General features: G+C 40.4%; 19 protein-coding genes. 14 read left to right on the forward strand and 5 right to left on the reverse strand.

Going from position 1 to position 22,012, the window contains the following annotated elements; all coding sequences use genetic code 11:
- Positions 1 to 7: 7 nt before the first annotated feature.
- Positions 8 to 6,208 (reverse strand): alpha/beta fold hydrolase, encoded by a 6,201-nt coding sequence (locus ACO1XM_RS20820; protein ID WP_486232665.1) that lies wholly within the window; start codon positions 6,206 to 6,208, stop codon positions 8 to 10.
- A 649-nt stretch (positions 6,209 to 6,857) separates the two neighbouring features.
- Between ACO1XM_RS20820 and ACO1XM_RS20825 the strand changes: the two genes are divergently transcribed.
- The 11 genes from ACO1XM_RS20825 (at position 6,858) to ACO1XM_RS20875 (ending at position 16,158) form a co-directional block, all read left to right on the forward strand.
- Positions 6,858 to 7,559: a gasdermin gene (locus ACO1XM_RS20825; RefSeq protein ID WP_486232667.1), complete on the forward strand. Its 702-nt coding sequence runs from the start codon at positions 6,858 to 6,860 to the stop codon at positions 7,557 to 7,559.
- A 191-nt stretch (positions 7,560 to 7,750) separates the two neighbouring features.
- The gene (locus ACO1XM_RS20830; RefSeq protein WP_486232669.1) at positions 7,751 to 8,680 is read left to right on the forward strand and encodes an SMP-30/gluconolactonase/LRE family protein; all 930 of its coding nucleotides are present in this window, start codon (positions 7,751 to 7,753) and stop codon (positions 8,678 to 8,680) included.
- Between the two features lie 272 nt (positions 8,681 to 8,952).
- Complete coding sequence (locus ACO1XM_RS20835; protein WP_486232671.1) at positions 8,953 to 9,609, forward strand: DinB family protein; 657 nt, start codon at positions 8,953 to 8,955, stop codon at positions 9,607 to 9,609.
- 108 nt (positions 9,610 to 9,717) lie between these two features.
- Positions 9,718 to 10,275 (forward strand): hypothetical protein, encoded by a 558-nt coding sequence (locus ACO1XM_RS20840; RefSeq protein WP_486232673.1) that lies wholly within the window; start codon positions 9,718 to 9,720, stop codon positions 10,273 to 10,275.
- A 116-nt stretch (positions 10,276 to 10,391) separates the two neighbouring features.
- Positions 10,392 to 11,180, forward strand: coding sequence for a PhzF family phenazine biosynthesis protein (locus tag ACO1XM_RS20845; protein ID WP_486232675.1), 789 nt, complete (start codon positions 10,392 to 10,394; stop codon positions 11,178 to 11,180).
- Between the two features lie 145 nt (positions 11,181 to 11,325).
- A complete protein-coding gene (locus ACO1XM_RS20850; protein WP_486232677.1) occupies positions 11,326 to 11,886 on the forward strand; it encodes an SRPBCC family protein in 561 nt (186 codons plus the stop codon).
- Between the two features lie 423 nt (positions 11,887 to 12,309).
- Positions 12,310 to 13,344, forward strand: coding sequence for an alpha/beta hydrolase (locus tag ACO1XM_RS20855; protein WP_486232679.1), 1,035 nt, complete (start codon positions 12,310 to 12,312; stop codon positions 13,342 to 13,344).
- 188 nt (positions 13,345 to 13,532) lie between these two features.
- The gene (locus ACO1XM_RS20860; protein WP_486232681.1) at positions 13,533 to 14,129 is read left to right on the forward strand and encodes a hypothetical protein; all 597 of its coding nucleotides are present in this window, start codon (positions 13,533 to 13,535) and stop codon (positions 14,127 to 14,129) included.
- Between the two features lie 227 nt (positions 14,130 to 14,356).
- Positions 14,357 to 14,944: a Crp/Fnr family transcriptional regulator gene (locus ACO1XM_RS20865; protein WP_486232683.1), complete on the forward strand. Its 588-nt coding sequence runs from the start codon at positions 14,357 to 14,359 to the stop codon at positions 14,942 to 14,944.
- Between the two features lie 77 nt (positions 14,945 to 15,021).
- Positions 15,022 to 15,663 (forward strand): hypothetical protein, encoded by a 642-nt coding sequence (locus tag ACO1XM_RS20870; RefSeq protein ID WP_486232685.1) that lies wholly within the window; start codon positions 15,022 to 15,024, stop codon positions 15,661 to 15,663.
- A 138-nt stretch (positions 15,664 to 15,801) separates the two neighbouring features.
- Positions 15,802 to 16,158 carry a bleomycin resistance protein gene (locus ACO1XM_RS20875; RefSeq protein WP_486232687.1) on the forward strand — a complete coding sequence of 119 codons (357 nt, stop codon included), beginning with the start codon at positions 15,802 to 15,804 and terminating at the stop codon, positions 16,156 to 16,158.
- A 35-nt stretch (positions 16,159 to 16,193) separates the two neighbouring features.
- On the opposite strand, the gene arsB is transcribed toward ACO1XM_RS20875, so the two are convergent.
- From arsB to ACO1XM_RS20890, 3 genes are all read right to left on the reverse strand, one after another.
- Positions 16,194 to 17,234 carry an ACR3 family arsenite efflux transporter gene (gene arsB, locus ACO1XM_RS20880; RefSeq protein WP_486232689.1) on the reverse strand — a complete coding sequence of 347 codons (1,041 nt, stop codon included), beginning with the start codon at positions 17,232 to 17,234 and terminating at the stop codon, positions 16,194 to 16,196.
- An 11-nt stretch (positions 17,235 to 17,245) separates the two neighbouring features.
- Positions 17,246 to 17,887 carry a low molecular weight phosphatase family protein gene (locus ACO1XM_RS20885; protein ID WP_486232691.1) on the reverse strand — a complete coding sequence of 214 codons (642 nt, stop codon included), beginning with the start codon at positions 17,885 to 17,887 and terminating at the stop codon, positions 17,246 to 17,248.
- A 68-nt stretch (positions 17,888 to 17,955) separates the two neighbouring features.
- Positions 17,956 to 18,285 (reverse strand): ArsR/SmtB family transcription factor, encoded by a 330-nt coding sequence (locus ACO1XM_RS20890; protein WP_486232693.1) that lies wholly within the window; start codon positions 18,283 to 18,285, stop codon positions 17,956 to 17,958.
- Positions 18,286 to 18,765: 480 nt separating this feature from the next.
- Between ACO1XM_RS20890 and ACO1XM_RS20895 the strand changes: the two genes are divergently transcribed.
- The 3 genes from ACO1XM_RS20895 to ACO1XM_RS20905 are packed head-to-tail and all read left to right on the forward strand — an operon-like array spanning position 18,766 to position 20,557.
- Entirely contained in the window at positions 18,766 to 19,671 is a 906-nt protein-coding gene (locus ACO1XM_RS20895) for a helix-turn-helix domain-containing protein (protein WP_486232695.1), read from the forward strand.
- Between the two features lie 30 nt (positions 19,672 to 19,701).
- Positions 19,702 to 20,124, forward strand: coding sequence for a hypothetical protein (locus ACO1XM_RS20900; protein ID WP_486232697.1), 423 nt, complete (start codon positions 19,702 to 19,704; stop codon positions 20,122 to 20,124).
- Positions 20,125 to 20,140: 16 nt separating this feature from the next.
- On the forward strand, positions 20,141 to 20,557 hold the full coding sequence (locus ACO1XM_RS20905; RefSeq protein WP_486232699.1) for a DUF1801 domain-containing protein: 417 nt from the start codon (positions 20,141 to 20,143) through the stop codon (positions 20,555 to 20,557).
- Between the two features lie 556 nt (positions 20,558 to 21,113).
- Here ACO1XM_RS20905 and ACO1XM_RS20910 read toward each other — a convergent pair.
- Positions 21,114 to 21,686 carry a transposase gene (locus ACO1XM_RS20910; protein WP_486232701.1) on the reverse strand — a complete coding sequence of 191 codons (573 nt, stop codon included), beginning with the start codon at positions 21,684 to 21,686 and terminating at the stop codon, positions 21,114 to 21,116.
- Between the last annotated feature and the right edge of the window lie 326 nt (positions 21,687 to 22,012).

Below are 22,012 nucleotides of genomic sequence, written 5' to 3' on the forward strand. Positions count from 1 at the left end.
GTTAGTGTTAGTGTATCGATTTAACAGGAATATCAACCAGGTTAAATTCATCAATCAGCATGATGCTCAGGAAGTGCGTGTCGTTTACAATATAACGGTGTGCACCGGGGCGTTGTATCAACTTAAAATCCTGCGAAGTTTCTTCTCTCCAGTATGCTGCCTGTTCGCTACTTACACGTTCGTCATTTTGTCCATAGATGGCCACGATAGGAACCGTTAAAGGTGATTTCTTACTGTATTGATAATTTGCCAGTAACTGAAGATCGGCACGTAACATTTTCATGAGCAGTTTATGCCACTCTTTGTCGTCATGCATAGCAGGATTCAGGTAAGGAAACATTTCATACAAGTCTGCATCTGACAAAGTATAATCTACTTCTCTTTTACTGTAGGTGGCAAGACCGGGCGTTGAGGACACAAATAATTTTACCGGGAGTGGTAATTTTTTCTCTTCCAATGCCTTTGTCAATTCAAAAGCCATTAATCCACCCATGCTATGACCAAACACAAAATAAGGTCTGTCTAATAAAGGCGTCATGGCCGGAATCAAATCCTCTATCAGCGTGTGCACATGGGTATACATGGCCTCTTGTAATCGATGGCCTCTGCCAGGGAGTTCCACACTCACAATATCAAACACTTTGCTTAAAGCCTGGGTCATTGATGAAAACAAGGAAGTATCGCCACCTGCATCATGGAAAAAGAATAAACGTGCGGCTGCTTCATGATTAACAGCTTGGCGTACAAACCACTGTGTTTCTTTTTTGATCGATGGTACAGCAAGTATGTTTGTGCGATTACTCTCCAACTGTGCAAGCAGGTAGTCTGCATATTCAGTAATACTTGGATGTGACCAGAACATGGCCACCGATAATTTCAAATGCAGACTTTTCTCCAGTAGGTTTCTGAGTTGTATGGCCATTAATGAATCAATTCCCAGGCCTTTAAAAGTCATGGCCGGATTTATTCTGGAAACTGCCGTTTTTACAATGGTGGCTACATGCTGCATCACCAATTCTTCCAGGGCAATGGAGCGTTCCTCATCTGAATGCAGTTCATTGTACAAGGCACTGAATTTTTTCTCTTGTGCCTGCTGATTGTTGTCTGACTTTAAGAGTCCTTTAAAATATTGCGTCTTCGCCAAGGATGAATAGTACGTAGCCATGGACTCTGCATGCAATTTAACAATGCCGATTTGTGTGTGCTCGCTATCGTAAATGGCGTTAAATACTTCCAATGCATCACGCATGGCTACTGGTTCAAATCCTTCAGCCCGCGCATATTTTTCCAAATCAGCCTCGTTGGAAACCATGCCCACATCTTTGATCACACCCCAGTTAATACTCATACCCGGCAGCCCCATGCTCTTGCGACTTTGTGCAAGTGTATCTAAAAATGCATTCGCAGCAACGTAACTGCCTTGTCCGCTTAAGCCAATCAGTGTTGATGCGGATGAAAACATGATGAAGCAATCCAGCGATTTATTTAATGTGAGCAAGTGCAGATTCCAGGCACCTTTAACTTTCGGATTGAGTATTCGCAAAAATCCCTGCTGATCCAGATCAGTCAGTGTCTTGGCCTCGATTACACCTGCCGCATGTACCACCCCTTTCAGTGAGGGCATGCAATTGTCGATAAGGCCCAGCACCGTTTTAAGTTCATCGTAATTTCCGGTGTCAGCTCGGAAAATGTTGAACATACAACCTTGTGCGGTATACTTCGTAATTTTAATCAATACATCTTCAGGTGCTTCGCCTGTTCTGCTTACCAAGGCGAAATGACGAGCGCCCTGCCTGATCATCCACTCGATAAAGTGAAAGCCCAAGCCTTTAAAGCCGGTAATCAGGTAAGTACCATCGGCTGAAAATTGTTTTTTCTTCTCTTTATAATCATACTCTTCCTGATGATGTACTTCCAGGCGGGGCACATAAGTATCCTTACCGCGCAGGGCAATTTCATTTTCAAATGATAATGGATAGCTGATGTGCTGGATCAGTTGTTCAAATTCTTCGAGGGATGGATTCGAACTAAGATCCAGGTACCGGCAATTGTACTGGGTGAGTTCGTTGAACATTACTTTGGCCATACCCCATAACGGACTGTGTACAGGTTGTGCAATATCCTTTTCTATGCCCACGGTTTGTATGCCATTGGTTACGATCACCAGCCTGGGTATTTCAAAAAGTTTGAGTGCACTCAGGCGCTGATGTAAATACATAAAACTGATACTGCCAAATACCTGTTGAGCTTCTACACTATCGGCAGTAAGCGGAGGGTCACTCCAGTTATAACTGATACTTGCAGCATGAATGATGCCTTCAATTTTTCCTGAGCGCGTAGAGAAAATATCGTTCATCAACATTTCGTAATCGCTCTCGAGTGCATAGTTGATGGCGTATTGCTGTAAATTAATTTTATCATAGCGCTCTGCCGGAGAAACAAGAATTGTTTGCATGCCAGCCTGCAGCATCTTATCGATCAGTATTTCGCTTATACCATACGGATCACCAAAAACGATCCAGCTTTTTTCATGTCTAATTTTTTCAATTTCTTCGTTTATTGAATGTTCTTTTTTCAGCCAGTTAATTTTGTATAACCACTTATTCAATTTATCTCTTTGTTTTTCTATCAGGCTACTGTCGATAATTTTTGCTTTCGCAGATTTAATTTTCAGCACTAACTGATCCGCTTCATTGTAAATAGCAATGTCTGCTTCTGCATGCAAGAGGCCGTGTTGCAAATCTTCTGTGCAAGGATAAACAATGGCTACACCCCTTAGCAGTCCTTCAAAATTCCACGCTTCGGCAAAGGTGATCTCCTCAATTTCTGACAACAGTGTGGTTCTATTTGTTTCTCCCTCAATTTTACTGATTACATCATAAAATAAAGGTTGCACCAAACTATCAATGATGGCTGGATGAAGTTTGTACTGACTTTTAGATTTTTTCAGGCGTTCATCTGCTTCAATGATAAAGTGCACTTCATTGAGCGGCTCCTTTGTTTTCAGAATCTGTTTGATGCCCTGAAAATAATCCCCATACTGCAAGCCCAATGCCCGCAGCTGCTGATAATACTCAACACCTGTCAGTATTTCCTGCGCTTCTGTAACCACGGGTGTTTTAGTAGCCTGTACTAAATGCTTGGGTTTTGAGGTCAGCATTCCCTCTGCCAGCAATATCCAGTTAATTTTTCCAGCTGCTGATGCCTTTTGATAAAACTGAAAAGTATCCTGACCGTGTTCTGTATGATTTATTTTCAACTGAACCCCTACTGGTTCTTTTTCCAACTGAATGGATTTTAAAAACTTCAAATTTGAAATTACCGGTACACCATGACTATATAGTTCAGCTGCGGCTTCTAAAATCATTTCAACATAGGTTACCCCGGGTACCACAATGGTATCGTTCACCTGATGATCTTTGAGGTAGGGAAATTGTTCGACACTCAACTGACTCTCCCAGAAAGAGGTGTGATCATGGCCAGCCAATGTTATTGCCTCACCGAGTAAAGGATGTTTTGCATTTATGCGGTGACGGCTATTTTCTGCAGCGTGATCTTCAATTTCATAACGCTCCCGCTGAAAGGGATAGCTGGGTAAATTAATATGGGGTGCGCGTGATGTGTCGTAGAATTTTTCCCAGGGTATGTCAAATCCTGCAATAAACAAGTCTGCCAGGTTTTTGTACAAGGTGGCATGTTCAGGTTTGTCGCGCAATAAAGAAGGTGCAATTACAAGCTCCGTCTTTGAACCTTGTGCGCATTCCTGAATGGCGTTGGTCAATACCGGATGAGCACTTACTTCAATAAATACGGTATGGTCAGCATCCATCAATTGCTGCATAGCATAGGAGAACTGCACAGTGCCGCGCAAATTATCTACCCAATAATCCTTGTCCATCTCTGCACCCTCCATAAACTTCATACGCACAGTAGAGAAGAGTGGTGTAGTAATGGCATTGGGACTCACCGATTGCAAGGCTTCACGCAGCGCTTCTTTGAGTGGATCCATCTGCTGACTGTGTGAGGCTACGTCCACTTTTACCTGACGACAAAAAAGTTCTTGCTTTTCGAGTAAGGCTATTACTTCAGTAACACTCTGCTGATCGCCCGCCAGCACAGTAGACTTCGGACTATTGCTGACGGCTACTGATAACTTGGGATATAGTGCCACGATTTTTTCTGCATCGCTTAATGATAATTCGGTAACCACCATGGCTCCTCCCTTACCACTGACAGTACGCATAAGCAAACTGCGTGTACAAATTATAGCAGCCGCATCTGCTAAACTAAGTGCCCCCGAAATATGGGCAGCTGCTACTTCACCCATGCTGTGACCAACCAGCGCATCGGGGCGAATGCCCCAGGAGATCCAAAGCTCTGCCAAGGCAACCTGTACAGCAAAAAGCATGGGTTGAATAACATTGATTTCGTTGAGTCGGCTTGTCTCACCCGTAGCCATGAGTTGTTCCAGCAGCGACCAATCAACATAAGGTTGAAAAGCTTTGTCGCAGGCTTCAATCGCTTCTTTAAAGATGGGCTCTTTAATAAGTAAGTCCTGCCCCATGCCCAACCATTGCGATCCTTGTCCTGGAAAGACCATGACAAGTTTATTTTTATCATTGCGCAGTTTCTGAGGTACTGAGGTCAGTGCATCTTCGGCCGCAAGCTCCAATGCCTGCAGTAATTCCTCTTTCGATGTTGCCGACAACATCGTACGATAATCGAAGGAAGGTTTACTGATGGCCGTTGCCACACATGCTTTTTCAATTTCCTGCGCATTCAAATTTTTAAACAGCTCACCATAAGCCTTCACATAAGCATGAAGTGCTGCAGGCGATTTTGCAGATAAGGGAAGACTATAGCGCAAGTGTTTTTTCCAGAATACCGAACCTTCTTGTTCGTTACGATACTCTTCCAATACAGTATGCGCATTGGTACCACCCCAGCCAAATGAGTTGACGCCTGCTTTCAGTGTTTCACCTTCTTGTGCCGGCCATTGTGTATTGCCTGCCTGCACTTGTAGCTTTAAGGCATCAAAAGCAATGGCGGGATTGGGTGTGTTGAAATTTAAATTAGAAGGAAGGAGTTTGTTGTTCATGGCCAGCACAACTTTTAACAAGCCTGCTATCCCTGCGGCTGCCTCCAAATGACCGACATTCGTTTTTACAGAACCAACATGCAGTTTGTTGTTACGTGCTGCACCAAAAAATTCTCCGAGTGCTTTTGATTCTGTAGGGTCTCCCAGTTTAGTACCCGTTCCATGTGCTTCTACATAATGCACATCCTTAGGATGGATGCCACTGTGCTCGTAAGCATCATGCAATACCTGCTTTTGTCCGTTTACACTAGTAGCCGGTAGGTTTACGTTGTAACCATTGTTATTCATGGCCGATCCGCGTATGAGCGCGTAAATGTGATCGCCATCTTGTTGTGCTTTCGATAATGTTTTCAGCAACAGTACACCTGCGCCTTCACTTCTTACAAAACCATCTGCTTCACTATCAAAAGTACTGCACTTACCTTTTGATGACAGGCCTCCAAATTTAGAAAGCAAAATATATTGATCAGGATCCACAATGTGATTGATGCCTCCTGTTACCGCCATGCTTATACTATTGTCCCACAAGGCCTGACAAGCAATGTGCAAAGCAACCAGTGATGAAGAACAACCTGTATCGACCACCAGGCTGGGTCCGCTAAAACCAAAACTAAAGGACACACGGTTGGCAATAATGTTAGATGACTGGCCTACGGCTGAATGCGAAGTGACTGTTGCATTTTTATGTTTGCGGTAATGTTCGAAGTCATTCCAGATATTGCCCACATAAACGCCAGCCTTAGTTCCCAAGGCACGCTTGAAAGGCATTCCTGAATTTTCAATCGCCTCCCAGGTAAGTTCCAACATTAATTTCTGCGAAGGACTCATCTCGGTTGCCTCGGCAGGTGATATATTAAAAAAGAGTGGATCAAAATCGTGAATGTCAGTGAGTAAGCCACCATGCCGTTGATTTGTTTTATTGGCGGCTGTCAGATCTGCATCGTAATAAGCTTCTATGTCCCAACGTGTTTGTGGTATTTCAGTGATGGCACTTTTGCCGTTCACCAGCATGTCCCAGAATGCTGCCAGATCTTTCGCTTGCGGGAAACGACAGGACATACCGATGATTGCAATGGGTTCTTTGTTGGCGGGGGCGTTGGGGGCATTCATGGCTAACGAGTTTTGATGTTAATCAAATCTATCAAAGTGATTGGATATGATTTTCTCAATTGCTATCGAAACCTTACGCACTGCCTTTACCTGCATGTTATGAAAGATTAGCTGAAAACCATAGCCTACCGTTGTTAGTCGGTACTATCCGTGCTTCGACTGTTAAATCAAATATGGCCTTGCACACGTATGCGTGCTGCTTTCTTTCGTTAGAAAATACTTTACGTTTTATGCAGCAACATTACATTGATGCACGATAAAAGATGGAGATCGCTGTACTATTTAAAGATCAGTTGACTAAAAAAATGAGTAGTAATACCTAGGATGTTTGCAAAAAGTACAAGTGCACGAAAAAAAATATAAAATTTTATACCTTAAAATTAAGGTGTTCGGAATTGAAATAACTATGTCAAAGCATTTCAAAAAACAATTTGTGTTTCGCTTCACTACCACAAAGCAGGTAGACACTTCTTTAACGTTGTAATAAAGCGCCAGGAATTTTTATCACAGACACTATATATATTTACCATGTGATTCGAATAACAGTGCTACAAGATAGCGTGACATAAAATGATGGAGTTCAGGAACCATATTAAAAACGAGGCGAAACCGAAAAGCCATATGAGTAGGAGATTCAAAACAAAAAGAAATGAAACTCACCAAGTATTTAAGAGAAGCAGGTTATGATATGATTGGAGGCCCTGTGCGCAATCATAAACCCCTTCAGCTTTGGCTAAAGCAAGCCTTCAATGAAGCTGACTTATATTATTCTGATATAAGTCATGCCTTTTCAAGTCCGGTTCCATTGAACATTGTGGAAGATCCTGCACTGAGTGTAAGTACAACAAAAAATGATGAGTACGGATTTAATATTGGTATTTCTCTCTTAGAAGAGATTTTAAAATCAATCGGACTCGGAGCCTTTGACATATCGGCAAAAATTAAGTCTGGTAAAAAAGTAACGATAAGTTATGATAATGCTGTAACAAAAGTGATCCCTGTCGGTGAGATTACCAATTACCTGGCCACGGCAGATTTCAAACATCCCAATCCTGTTTTGTTAAAAAATGCCAATCGCAACAACATTCTGATTATCACGGGTGCCGTTTTTGCTAAAAATCTGACGGTAGAAATAGAAACTGATTTTAATCTTGATGTTGATCTTATTGCTAAGTTGAACACTGCCGCTGATGGCAAACTCGATTTTACTATAAACACTACACAAAAATTAAAAATGGTGTCCGACAGTGTTACGCCATTTCCGATAGCGGTTAAAGCCAATAGAATTGACTTCGACAGGGGTACCTTTAAAAATCTTAAACTTGTTACGGATACAATGAATCTCTTCTAGAAATTATCCTGGCAATTACATGCAGGCGTCTGGCATCTGGTTGTGTAAACAGAAACAAGTCAGGCGCCTACGTATTGTTTTCTCTTTATTTGTGCATAGGCCACATCAAGGCAGGGGCAATAGAAAGCACATTATTTAAATCAACTTTTATCGCATCGTTCCGTTAATCAGGTTAATAAAACCAAACCTGTATGAGACTGATCATTTTACTCTTAACCCTCCCCCTATTTGCAGTAGCACAAGCACCCGAACTCGCCTTTACCATTCCAGAAAAAGATTTTATACCAGAAGGCCTTGCCTACAATCCCGTGGATGGTAGTTTTTATGTTGGCAGCATTCATAAAAATAAAATTGTAAAGATTACGGCAAAAGGTGAAGTAAGCGACTTTGTGCGCACACGCCAGGATGACATGGGGCAGGTAGTGGGTTTGCGCATCGATGTGGCCAGGCAAGAGTTGTGGGTCTGCAACAACGAAGGTGAATCCATTAAAGGAGGAAAATCATCCGTACATCAGTACAATTTGAAAACAGGTAAACTCATCAAACAATTTACCTACCAGGTGAAAGATGAAATACATTTATTTAATGATTTAGTTATCCTAAACGGACAAGTCTATTTAACCGATTCAGAATTCAGGGCTGTGTTTACCATAGACCCTGCTAAAGAGAAGCCAGAACTTTTGGTAAAATCAGATCAGTTGTATTATGCCAATGGTATTACTGCATTACCGAATAGCAACACCTTGGTTGTTAGTGCAGGCAATGGTTTTAATTTGGTGGATGTAGTGACTAAAAGTATTACGCCTTTGCCTTTTGGCGAATACTATATTGTAGGCATTGACGGTTTGTATTACGAAGACAATTCCCTCATCGGCATACAAAATGTAACCTTTCCTGCCTGTATCAATCGCTACTATGTAAATGCTGAGCGTACCGCCATCAGCAAGGCAGCGGTATTGTTGTCGGAGCATGCCTCCTTCAACGTACCCACTACTGGTGCCATGGTCGGTGATTATTTTTATTTCATAGCCAACAGCCATTTAAACCATTACGACAAGGGCATTATTACCAATGAAGCAGCATTGGATGATGTGAAGATTATGCGCATGAAGTTGAAATAGCAAAGGATGAAAGCTATTTACAAAAAAGAAAATATACTATATTTACTCATGGAGCCTTGTTGGTGTTGCGCGTTGTAAAGCGGAAAAACTCATCAACAAGTTCTGGCAAATGAATAGTACATTTAAGTATAAAATATTATCAAGGTAAAAAGTAATTTCCTTTTTGGTTCGTCAAGCACACAAACCTTACACGCAACACCAACAAGAGCGTGCGTGATCTGTGATTCCTAGTGTACGCTGTAAGAAAATACTCACTTCAAAAGTTTGAACCCATGAAATCAAAAGTCGATCGAAGAAACTTTATCAAAACAAGCGCTTCTCTTGCAACAGGAATTACCGGATTAGGCATTATGCCTGCGTTCGGGTTTTCTCAAACAGCTGCTGTAACGGAAGGTATTCATCTTATCGGACCTAAGGAAGGATACTCACCACAAGCTGGGACACTATTGTCCATGATGACATGGATGAGAAATGTAATTATGCTAGGCGTTGAAAACATGAAAAAGGAGGAGTTGGACTATTTACATGACCCCAATGCAAATACCATTGGTGCCATGTTACTTCATTTAGCTGCAACTGAAAGACAATATCAGATAAAGACTTTTGAATGGGATATTGATTTTAAAGGTGATGGAAAAATAAATTGGGATGCGGCCATGCGCTTAGGAGAAAAAGGCAGGAAGTACATTAAAGGAAATAGCCTCGATTATTATTTAAACATATTAAATGAGACTCGTTTAATAACAGCCAATGAGTTTAAAAAAAGAGACGATGCATGGCTATCAAAAATAGATCCTGCAGGATTTCAAAATATGCCGACAAACAATTATTGTAAATGGTTTCATGTTTGCGAACATGAATCCAATCACAATGGGCAAATAAAATGGATTAAAAGCAGACTACCGGGTGCTAAGCCTGGAAACGACTAAAGGCTAATGCGCTGTTACGTGGGCAAAGTAATCAACAAGTTTTATCAAATGAAAGTACAATTAACTACGTAACATCAGCTTGCTGCAAAACCATTAGCTTGCTGGTACATGAAGCACACAAATCTGATAGACAATACCAATAAGAACACAGGCCAACATATGACAGTTCGCAAGAGAACTTACGAAAGCAAGAATAGTTATCAAGACGTATTCACACGTGTTCGAATAGATGTGGAGAGAGTTGATCCCCCTACAAATCCGATGGTAGGCAACCTAACTGTGGACACCCATAAGCCATGGGTAGGGAAAATAGATAGTGGTGAGGGTACTTTTAAAATTATTCAGACTAATCCATCCATTCTTCCCTTTAGGTTTTTTGATGGCAACTTTTTTGACATTTTCATTCATGGAAAAGTATCTGCTGACGAGGGAAAAACCATGATTGATGTAAAGTTTAGATTAGGCTGGTTTTATTCGTTGATTTTTTTTATGACTTATTCATTCCCCATACTGTTGGCAGCTCGGTTTATAAGTGAAGGTGATTGGGAGAGACTAAAGGATTTGACTATTTTTTTTCTGGTTATTACGATAATACCTACCTTATTACTGCTTGCGCAACTTAACAGAGTTGAGAATGTCATTGCCGACTTATTAGGAGCCGAATAGGATATGCCCTACAAGCATATTCTTTGAAAGATTGAAGTATATTTTTTAAAATGAAATTATCAAAAGCTCAAAGAATCAATAGACTAACGATAGTCTAAAGTTTAGAAGCCATTACCATGAAATTAAATCTTTATCAAATTGATGCATTTACAGATAAAATTTTTGGTGGGAATCCAGCTTGTGTGGTGCCACTTGACAACTGGTTATCAGACGACATCTTGTTGAAAATAGCAAAAGAGAACGCGGTTGCAGAAACAGCCTTTTTTGTGGACAAAGGAGAGAAAATTCATTTGCGTTGGTTTACACCTGAGATTGAAATGGATTTATGCGGACATGCCACGCTTGCCACTGCACACTGCCTAAAGACAATACTGGGCTATAAAAAGGATGAATTTATCTTTGAAACAATGAGCGGAGATTTAATTGTTAAAGCTGAAGATGGCTTGTTTAAAATGGACTTCCCGGCAAGAATGCCCGTTGCCACCAATTTACCACTTGCCATTTCAAAATCTTTAAATATTCAACCACGAGAAGTTTTAAAAGCGCGAGACTATTTTTTGGTGTTTGAAAATGAAACAGCCATCAGAAATATAAAAATTGACCGACAGTTTTTTGACCAGATAAACCTTGACCCTGGAGGCGTAATTGTAACAGCAATGGGGGATCACTGTGATTTTGTTTCAAGATTTTTTACGCCACAGGCATCCATCATTGAAGACCCTGTAACTGGTTCTGCGCACTGTTCTTTAATTCCATTCTGGGCAAAAAGACTTAACAAAAAAGAACTTTATGCACAACAATTATCAGAACGCATGGGAAAATTGTATTGCGAAGACAGAGGAGACCGCGTTATTATTAGCGGGCAAGCAAAAACATATTCCATCGGAAATTTTTGGATAGAATAAAGGAATTGCGGATAAAATGTTTCTGTAATGGTGTGAAACCTTATCCAAATAAACTTTTATCTTCGTTATCAAAGAAGTCTGCCGATAGGGTTGATCACGGTGAAATAGAAAGTAACAAAAAGCCAATCAATCTACATAGGGAATCTTGAACAGTGAGACTATAAAGGCTCAGTTAACGAAGACAACTAACAAAGTTACCAAAAAAATAAAAGGGCTTATGTGGATTATTTTAGTTTTAATAGTTTTAGTAATTGTGCTAAGTAGAACAAGTTTTGAAATTCGTGATGACATTGAAATCAATGCATCAAATGACAAAGTTTGGGCGGCTGTAATTGATTTTGAGAATTATAAAAAATGGAACACACAATTAACATTTTTAGGTGGAACCGTTCAACCAGGCGGAAGACTTCATCTGAAACTTTCAGCAGCAGGCGCAGAACCATACGAGTTTAAACCTGATATATCTCACTGGCAAGAGATGGAACAATTTGCTTGGATTGCAAAAACCGGACTTCCTAGAATTTTTGATGGGGAGCATTTTTTTGAACTGAAAAAACTTGGCAATGGAAAAACGCTGCTTACAAATAGAGAAGAATACAGAGGGATCTTATCACAAATATTCAGACAGCTTCCAATGATGAAAACGGCACCAGAAGGATTTAGGAAAATGAACCTGGAACTCAAAAACTATATTGAGCAACAATAAAAGGTTAAATCTAGCTAAACTCTGCCCTTGTTTGTGTTGTGCGTTGCAAAGCAGGAAAGCTCACCAACAAGTTCTACCAAATGAATAGTACAGTTAAGTTATAATATCATCGAGGTTTAAAATTGTCAGCTTGTTGGTGGATCCCGCACACAAACCTTAAGCGCAATACTAACAAGGGCAAAGAATACAGGTAACATGATTATGCTATTAAATTAATATTGAGTTGTAAAGCCTTCTGCTTGCATATGCATGGTGCATCCAAGACTCATGCGCAATATCAATAAGAATAAGGCGTTGTAGCCAATTGAGCTGGTAAATTAATGTTTCAAGATAAAAAAGACTTATCAGGAGTTCCCTCAATCAGATCTTCCAAAACTCTTGGAGGATTATATTGTTAAATTTAAAGACCAAACCTGAATTAAGATGAAAATTCGCTTGATTTTACTTTCTGTACTTTTTCTTATTAGCACGGCCTGCGATAAAGAAGATTCGATAGATAAAACATCTGATTTAGTATTTTCTGAATCTCCATTCCCATTAAATGGAATAGCTGCTAAATTTTCGAGCAATATTGCCTATGACAGCAAACAAAGAACCCAGTTCGACATTTGGTTACCCGATTCAAGTACCCCAACAGGCTTGGTAATATACACGCATGGGGGTGGCTTCTCCAGTGGAGACAAGGATTTTGTCTATGCTACCCAACAGGGTGGAGCTTGGGACTTCCCTGCAGACATCAGGTTTCTGCTACAAAACAATATTGCTTTCGCAACCATACGCTATACGCTTTTAAGCCCAACAGGAGAAAGGGATGGGATAAAAAAACCAATGTCAGATGTTAAAAGAGCTTTACAATACATCAGACATAACGCCAATGATTTTAACATCGATAAAAATAAAATTATTCTTGCCGGTAATTCTGCTGGTGGCGGCACTTCTTTATGGATAGCCTTTAACAACGACATGGCAGATAACCAAAGCAGTGATCCTGTATTAAGAGAATCAACCAGAGTAAAAGGTGTAGTTGCCAGAGAACCACAAGCAAGTTATAACATCGAAGACAGATGGGTAAACGATGTCTTCATTGACTATAACCTCACCTGGGCCGAAATACTTGCCAATGAAACTGGTAATATTTCAAAAATATATGGTGTTGCATCAAATGCCGAATATGAATCAGCTGCCATTGATGCCTACAGAGCAGAAGTAGATATGTTAGCACTGCTAACCGCTGATGACCCGGCCATTTGGATTGATAACACACTGAGAGATGTAGTACACCCCTATTCAGCACCGGAAATATCTTCACATCATGCTTTTCATGCGAGAGAATTAAAACAAAGGGCTGATGCTGTTGGTTTAGAGAATGTTACTTACTATGGTAAAAATCCAGTACTCTATGCCCATCCGAGCAACGAAACCTGGACGCAGTTCTGTAAGCGAATTTTAAGTATGTAAGTTTAAAAAAATAACTTGGATAGCTTAGATAAAGAGGAGAACGCTGTCATCATAGTATCGTCAATTGTAATGTGTGATTTCAGCAAAAATGAATGAGTGGCTAACAGTCTTCAGCTTGCCTGTGCACCACACAAACCTTGCACGCCTCAGCATTAGATTCTAAAAATATTTATCTTATTTTTACTTACATGAAATTCTCCCTTTGTCTACTCATTAGCTGCTGGACTGTTCTAACACTTCAAGGGCAAGAACAGGAAAAGCGTGCTTATATTGGTATAAGTCTTGGCACCTCCCTGTTGCTTAACAGTAACGATTCTGAAGGACGTGTCGGAGTTAATCTTAATCTCATCAATGCAGGCTATTCTTTCAAAAATAATTTTGGCATCGCACTGAAATGGATGGGAGCCTCACATCGTTTTGAGCAGGACAGTAAGATTGGCTATGGTGCCATTTTGATAGGCCCCATGTATTCCATACCTATGACTGAGCGTACCTGCCTGGATTTAAAAATCGCATCCGGTCTGTTCTGGGTAACAGAAGAAATCCGATACTTCATCACGGATCCAAATGATCCAATTATTGTTGACGCTAAACAATCTGTTGCACGCCTGAGCTTTACTAATTTTGCTGCCGGCATGGCCTTAAGACATCATTTTACAAAACACTGGTCCCTGCTCATACAGGCTGACTACAACTCAGGTAAACACGCTGGCAGTAGCTTCCATATCAATGGAGAATACTTACAAGCACTTCATGTCAATGCTGGTGTTGCGGTTAGAATTTAACTACGAAGTTATTGTTGGTGTGGCCTATTGCAAAGCAAAAGCGATCAGCGACAAGTTCTGCCAAATGAATAGCACATTTAAGCATAAAATATTATCAAGATGAAAAGCCAGCTCCTTGTTGGTGCACCAAGCACACATGTCTTACACACAACATCAAAAAGGCGAGCGTAACTAACAAAGGCAATAATGCGTCTTAGTAATACGCGCCATTCCAATCGTATCTGCAAATGCCACCTACAGCCAATAATCAAACAGTCGACTCAAAACAAGCCTTGACTAAATCTCTTGAAAATATTGGTACCTTTTCATCTCATGAAAGAGATCTGATATTTGAGCATTGCCAGCAAAAGACTATAAAAAAGCAAGAGTCCTTACTCGAAAGAGGTCAAATTTGTGATTCCGTGTCATTTCTAATAAAGGGAGCCTGCTACCAATATAGTGTAAATGAAACAGAGGAAAGTATTATTGAACTCTATACAGAGAATGATTGCATGGTACATCAGGCAAGTTTTACTTTTCAAAAACCAGCGAATGAAACCATTAAAGCCTATGTCGACTGCGAAGTGTTGGTGTTAAGTGTACACGCCCTGCATACACTGATCGCAACATCACCTGTCTTCTTTCAACTCGGTAAAATACTGCATGTAGCCTCATTTCGATTAAGCTACATTGATAAAAACCTGACGCCATTAGAAAAATATCAGCATGTGATGCAGTATAAACCACAATTACTGCAGGCCTTTCCATTGAAATACATAGCATCCTATCTCAAAATTACTCCTGAAACATTAAGTCGGGTGAGGGCACAGTCCTGATCCATTTCTTGATTTCAATCAAGTGTTTGTAACTACCAAAAGCACCATTTTTGTAAGAGATACAAACCCATTAAAAAATGGAAAAAGAATTTAAGAACCTGGCAGGCATCAGCCTGGCTATCGGTGCTTTCTTAATGGTCGTAACCATGCTCTTGCATCCTGTCGGAGGCAATGTAGAGCACCTTTTAAAAATGAAATATATAATTATGGTGTCGCACGGCTTGGCGCTTATGAGTATGCCCTTTACACTTTTCGGTTTCTGGGGACTCTCTCACGCTTTATCAAGTAAAAGTAAAGTTTCGTTGCTGGCTTTCTGCATTTCCTGTTTTGCGTTATTTGCTGCAATGATTGCGGGCACCATTAATGGCCTTACTTTGCCCCTATTCCTGAGCAGCATTACAAACGAAGACATTGATCCTGCCATTATTAAAACAATTTTAAAGTATGGTAGTAATATCAACATCGCCATGGACTATGTTCTGATGAGCGGGCTTGCTTTATCCATCTTCATTTGGTCTGCGTTAATCATCAAACAAATCCAAGCGCTTACATGGATTGGATACTCTGGCTTTGCCATCATTACTGTTGGCGTTATTTCTGCTTTAAATGGTTATAATTTAGTAGGCCTGTTTGGTTTTAGAATCGTAGTGTTTGCACTTGTAGGTTGGATTGTACTGGTTGCCTATACGCTATTAATTAAAAACACCATAAAACAATAGTGAGGTAAGCATTTTACAGGTTAAAAAATAATACTTACTTCTGTTTGAAATTTTTAAAATACATTAGTAAATCAAAATGTACTTTACAACCCAAGCAGTGAAGTGCATTAAAAACAAGCAGTAACTCTTTTGAAAAATATGCTAACAGCCATACACCCCAAGTTGCCCATGCGCGACAAAAGCACTACTAAAAACTACTACGTCAAACAACTCGGTTTTACGGTGTTTGGCGACAAGGACTATGATGGCTATCTTATGGTAGAGAAGGACAATCTACAAATTCATTTTTTTGAATTTAAAGCACTCGACCCGAAAGAAAATTATGGTCAGGTATACATCCGCACGCAGAATATCGATGGCTTGTATCAAGCCTTGCTCGATAAAAAAGTAAGCATACATCCGGCAGGACATCTGCAACGCAAGGCCTGGGGGCAAAAAGAATTTTCATTGCTCGATCCGGACCACAACCTGCTTACTTTTGGCGAGTCGATTTGATTGTATTGTGTTACAAAAACATTTTTACAATACACTTACTGTGGAGTGTACATTTTCTTCTTAAACCAAAAAGCAAGGTTGACAAGTAAAATCAATGCAGGCACTTCAATGAGTGGGCCAATCACCCCTGCAAAAGCCTGCCCCGAACTAATGCCAAATACGCCCACCGCTACGGCTATGGCCAGTTCAAAATTGTTGCCGGTTGCCGTAAACGAGATAGAAGCATTCTCTTCATAATTGGCGCCTAATTTTTTCGACAGCACAAAGCTGAGTACAAACATGATCATGAAATAAATGACCAAGGGTATGGCTATGCGCACTACATCCAATGGAATATCGATGATCATCTTACCCTTAAAACTGAACATGATCACGATCGTAAATAACAAGGCAATCAAGGTAAGCGGACTTATTGCAGGTATTACGTGTTGTACATACCATGCTTCACCCTTTGTTTTCTTGAAAAAGTAACGAACCAAAAATCCCGCAATGAAGGGAATACCAAGATATAGAAACACACTTTCCGCCACATCCATCATGCTTACATCAACCACGGTGCCTTCCATACCGAAGTAAGGTGGCAGCACAGTAATGAACAACCAGGCGAACACACTGTAAAACAAAACCTGAAAAATACTATTGAGTGCCACCAGTCCGGCTGCATATTCCTTATCGCCTTTGGCCAGGTCGTTCCAGACGAGCACCATGGCAATACACCGTGCCAGTCCGATCAAGATCAGTCCGATCATGTACTCAGGCTTATCACTTAAAAAAAGGATAGACAAAAGAAACATCAGCACCGGTCCGATAATCCAATTGAGGAACAGCGAAAGGCTGATGACTTTTACATTTTTAAATACCTTGCCCAAGTGCTCATAACGTACCCTCGCCAAGGGCGGAAACATCATGATAATTAAACCTGCTGCAATTAATACATTGGTGGTTCCGTATTGAAAGGGTTGCATCAGTTCTTCTACCGGTAAAAAATTGCCGAGTGCCACACCGAGCAGCATCGCCAGGAAAATCCAAAGGGTAAGATAACGGTCTAAAAATCCGAGTTGCTTTTGATTACTCATTTCCTAATGTGTTATGCGTTAACCTGTGAAAAAGCAAATAATAGTTCTCTTCCAATTTCATGCACCCGCTCAGCATACTTGGCAGCTTCTAATGGTGTGTCATCGAATTCCTTAGGGTCGTTATACGTTAGGGCCACCCTGCCCGAGGCGCCTAATACCAAAGGACAATTTTCATCGGCATGGGAGCAAGTCATAATGGCTGCGAAGTCCTGGTTGTGATTGAAAGGATCATCGTACTTTTTAGAAAAAGCAATAACAGGTGCTGCATCTTCAGCAAAACGCACTTCATACCTTGGGTTTTCACCGCCTTGCTTCATGGTAATAGCGAAGCCTGCATCCTGCATGGCCTTTACTGCACGCGGGTTAAAAGCAGTGGCTTCTGTGCCACCCGAGTAGCAAAATACATGGGGTACATGATAATAGTGCGCTGCTGCCTGTGCCCATAATTGTGATAAATGACTTCTGCGCGAATTATGCGTGCATATAAAATTTAAGTGAACAGGCAGACCTGCCTCTATTTTTTTCTCAACAAATTGAACCAGCTGTTGCAGTAAGGCTTTACGCTCGGCAGGAATTGAATCAAACTCTCGAATAAGCTTTTCTACCGTTGGTGTGAGTGAAGGTAGCAATGTTGCGGTGTTGGTTGTTGACATAAGGTTGGTCTTTGAATTTTTCTATAATGTATTATCGTAATATTACGTTATGAGTAAGCAAAAAAATATTAACAGCAATTATTCTCCTTTACATAGCGCGTAAACATATTGATGAAAATGTCTTTCGCTTCTTCCCATACTTTTTCGTCAATGCAGTAGTTTACCTTGGGGCCTTCTACTTCTCCTTTAATGATGCCGATGTTTTTTAATTCTTTTAAGTGTTGGGTGATCGTAGATTGAGAAAGGGGGAGTACATCAACTAAATCATTGCAGATACAGGTTTGGTGCGCCAGTAAATGTTCCAGAATAGCTACCCTGGCCGGATGATCAAACGCCTTGGCCAAGGTAGCCATCTTATTTTGGCGCTTTTTGAACAGTTCCGATTTGGTTATTCCCATAACGCAATATTACGTTATAAGGATAATTTTTACAAATTTAATATGCATGTCAAGTATCGTCTTCCGCCAGGCGAAGATACACTTAGAATCTATTGAAGGATATCGATTAAGCATCGTCCCTTCGGAGACGATTCTTGGACGAGCGCGTGCACCTATAATCTCATGCCAAGTATCGTCTCCCGCAGGGGACGATACGAATAAAGAGTCAATACAGGTATTGATCAAGCATCGTCCCTTCGGAGACGATGCTAGGGCGAGCGTGTGCATTTATAATCCCATGTCAAGTATCGTCTCCCGAAGGGGACGATACCAGAAACCTTACATGCTCCCTTTCCACCAAAAAATAGAGAGATGATGAACAAGTGTCAAATTTGGAGCTAAAATGAGACCTTAGCCTCATTGAGTAATAAAAAGCACCTCATTGGGACTGCGATAGATTCAAATTTTAGAATAGATTTGAATACTATAATTCTATTGTAGATGAAAGTACAATCCAACCGTACTGGTAGAAAAGAGCAAGGGGAGGAAATGCTTAACACTAGATTTCAAATCTACTACCCTGAAGGCGTCCTCAAAAATTTTGTCGATAGCATCGTCTACTTAAATGGTATTGGCACTGGTATCTCTTTCCAGCGCATGTATCAAACGATCATCATTAACCTGGGAACTAATTTTGAGGTATCCCGGGTGTATGGAAAGTCATCCGACAGAAAACTAAATACAGATACTATCTGGATAAATGGTAAGCAGGAAATCCCAATGATGATTGAAAGTCAGGGTTCAACAAAAATGTTTGTGATTGGATTAAAAGCTGGCATGTTACCTTTTATTGCCAAACTCCCCGCCTTTGAAACAAATGAGCTGGCCGTAGGATGGGAGCATTGGAGTTCACGAGAAATAGTTTACCTCAGAGAACAACTTCTGGAATGCGCTGATATCCGTTCCGGATTTCTGTTAATAGAGAAATATTTTACAAGCTTGATTGCCGGAAATAATTTTCCCAACCTCGATAAAGTTTTATGGTTAAACAATGCAATTAAAAAACACTCGGTGAATGAAATTTGCAGCATTTTAGGAACTACCCGCAAAACGCTGAGTAGGGACTCGCAAACCTTTTTTGGAGGTTCTGTAAAGAATATACAGGGTATTATACGATTTAACAATACCCTGGCTACCATTGCAAATAACAGTGAAGAAACCCTTTCTTTACTTCATCCTTATTACGATCAATCACATTTTATAAATGATTTTAAAGTTCGATCTGGAATAACTCCCTTGAAATTCAAAAGACTCTGTCAACAATATGCTCAAATAAAAAGCACCCCCAATTTTATTCCTTTAGAGAGGGAAACATTTTTACAATTTATTGCTTCGGACCATGGCTAATTTTATCGAAACAATATTTATTCATTTAATATGAAAAAGGAAATTATATTTTGGTTGAAAATTACAGGATGGGCGCTATTGACCCACATACTCTTAATTGCACTCTCTTTTTTGGAAGTTTTTATTTACTCCTTGCTTTTTAATCCTGGCCAGGCGCAATCTGTATATGAAGCCCATGCAAAAACATCCGCTCCTTTTATATCCATTATTTTCGGGGTGCCTGTTTTTTTTGTTATTGCACGATACCTGACTGCTAAGAACAACCAAAAATTCCGGCAAATAGCTTTTGGTCTCCCCCTCGTGTATATCTTCTTTGACCTTTTGATGCTATTGCCCTATGAAGTAAATTGGCTGCAACACAGTTGGGTATTTATTCTTTCGTTTGGGTCAAAAATGGCAGGATCATTTTACGGAGCAAAAAGTGGAATGAAAAAATCTAAAAATAATAGTTAAGCAAAACTTCAAACGCATGGCGAAAAATAAAACGACAGAAACAGATTATAGTGTTGACGAATATGTGGATGCTATATCAAATGAAAAGCGAAAGAAAGATTGCATCGAAATCATTTCCATCATTTCGAAAGAAACAGGCCTGAAACCTAAAATGTGGGGTACTGCCATTGTTGGTTTTGGCAGTTATCATTACAAATATGAAAGTGGACATGAGGGTGATGCACCACTTGTTGCGTTTTCATCGCGTGCCAGTGCCATTTCTTTATACCTGGCGACAAATTTTGAAGCAAAGGAAGCACTACTCAAAGATTTTGGAAAACACAAGGTTGGCAAAAGTTGTATCTACATACAAAAGTTAGAGGATGTCGATAAAAATGTTTTAAAGAAAATGATTTTGAATTCTTTTCTTCACATGAAGAAAATGTACAAATGAAATAATGCCTTAACCGGATTACTTTTTAATTTGTAAAACCAGCATCCAACTTTGTTGAGTATCGTATCCCTTTAGGGTATGATATAATTTAGAAAACCAAGGAAGATATCGATAAGCATCGTCCCTTCGGAGACGATGCCTGGGCGGGCGTACGCATCAATAATCCCATGCCAAGTATCGTCTCCCGTTAGGGGACGATACGAGTATAGAGTCTATACAGGTATTGATCAAGCATCGTCCCTTCGGAGACGATGCTTGGACGGGCGTACGCATCAATAATCCCATGCCAAGTATCGTATCCCGTTAGGGGACGATACGAATAGAGAGTCTATACAGGTATTGATCAAGCATAGTCCCTTCGGAGACGATGCTTGGACGAGCGACCGCATCTATAATCCCCTGTCAAGTATTGTCTCCCGCAGGGGACGATACGATTAAAAAAACTACTGATAAATATTACTTTCGCATCGTCCCTTCGGAGGCGATGCTTGGACGAGCGTGTGCATTTATAACCCCATGTCAAGTATCGTCTTCCGTGAGGGGACGATATGAAATTCTACTGTGTCCCGGCATCCTTATAATGTGTAATTGTAATGTAAGGATGCACTCTGTTGCAGTAATAAAATGAAGCACTCGAATGAGGATATTGAGCAAAGTCATCAACGAGTTTCCATTTACCCCTTACAGGATTATAATGGATGTAATCCAATTTTTCCGTAAGGAATTTTTCGAAGTAGCATGCTTTAATGTCTGAGGATGGCTGAAATACTCTATGCTTCTTTTGCCGTACCTGCTCATTCACGGTAACGCTTGCATTTAATTTCTTTAAGATACTGTCATTTTTCTGTTCCCTTAAACGCTTAACTATTTCATAAGCAAGAAATCGTTTGCCATTAGCAAGGATAGTATTAATAGATTTATCAGAATGTGTAATGTGTATTAAAAGATGAAGATGATTTGGCATAATAACGAAACCAAGAATCTGATGATTATTCCTTGTTAGAAGATTAAACCATTTGTAGATTTCATCATACGTATCGGTTATTTCAAACAGTGAAATCCAATCAAGGCATGTAAATGAGCAGAAGTAGGTTAGATCGGTCTCGGTTTGTGTTAGCTTAACTGACATTGAATGAGTGTTCTTTTTAATGCGAAGCTATTTACTCAAACCACATTATGATAAGATGACAAGTTCAAAAATTATTTGGAGACATCCATACCCCTGTCAAGTACGCTTCTCGCAGGGGACGATACGAATAGCGAGTCTATTGAGATATTGATCCAGCATCGTCCCTTCGGAGACGATGCTTGGGCGGGCGAGTGCATCTATAATCCCTTGTCAAGTATCGTCTCCCGCAGGGGACGATACGAATAGAAAGTCTATACAGGTATTGATCAAGCATCGTCCCTTCGGAGACGATGCTTGGACGAGCGACCGCATCTATAATCCCCTGT

Source organism: Chryseotalea sp., assembly GCF_057350905.1.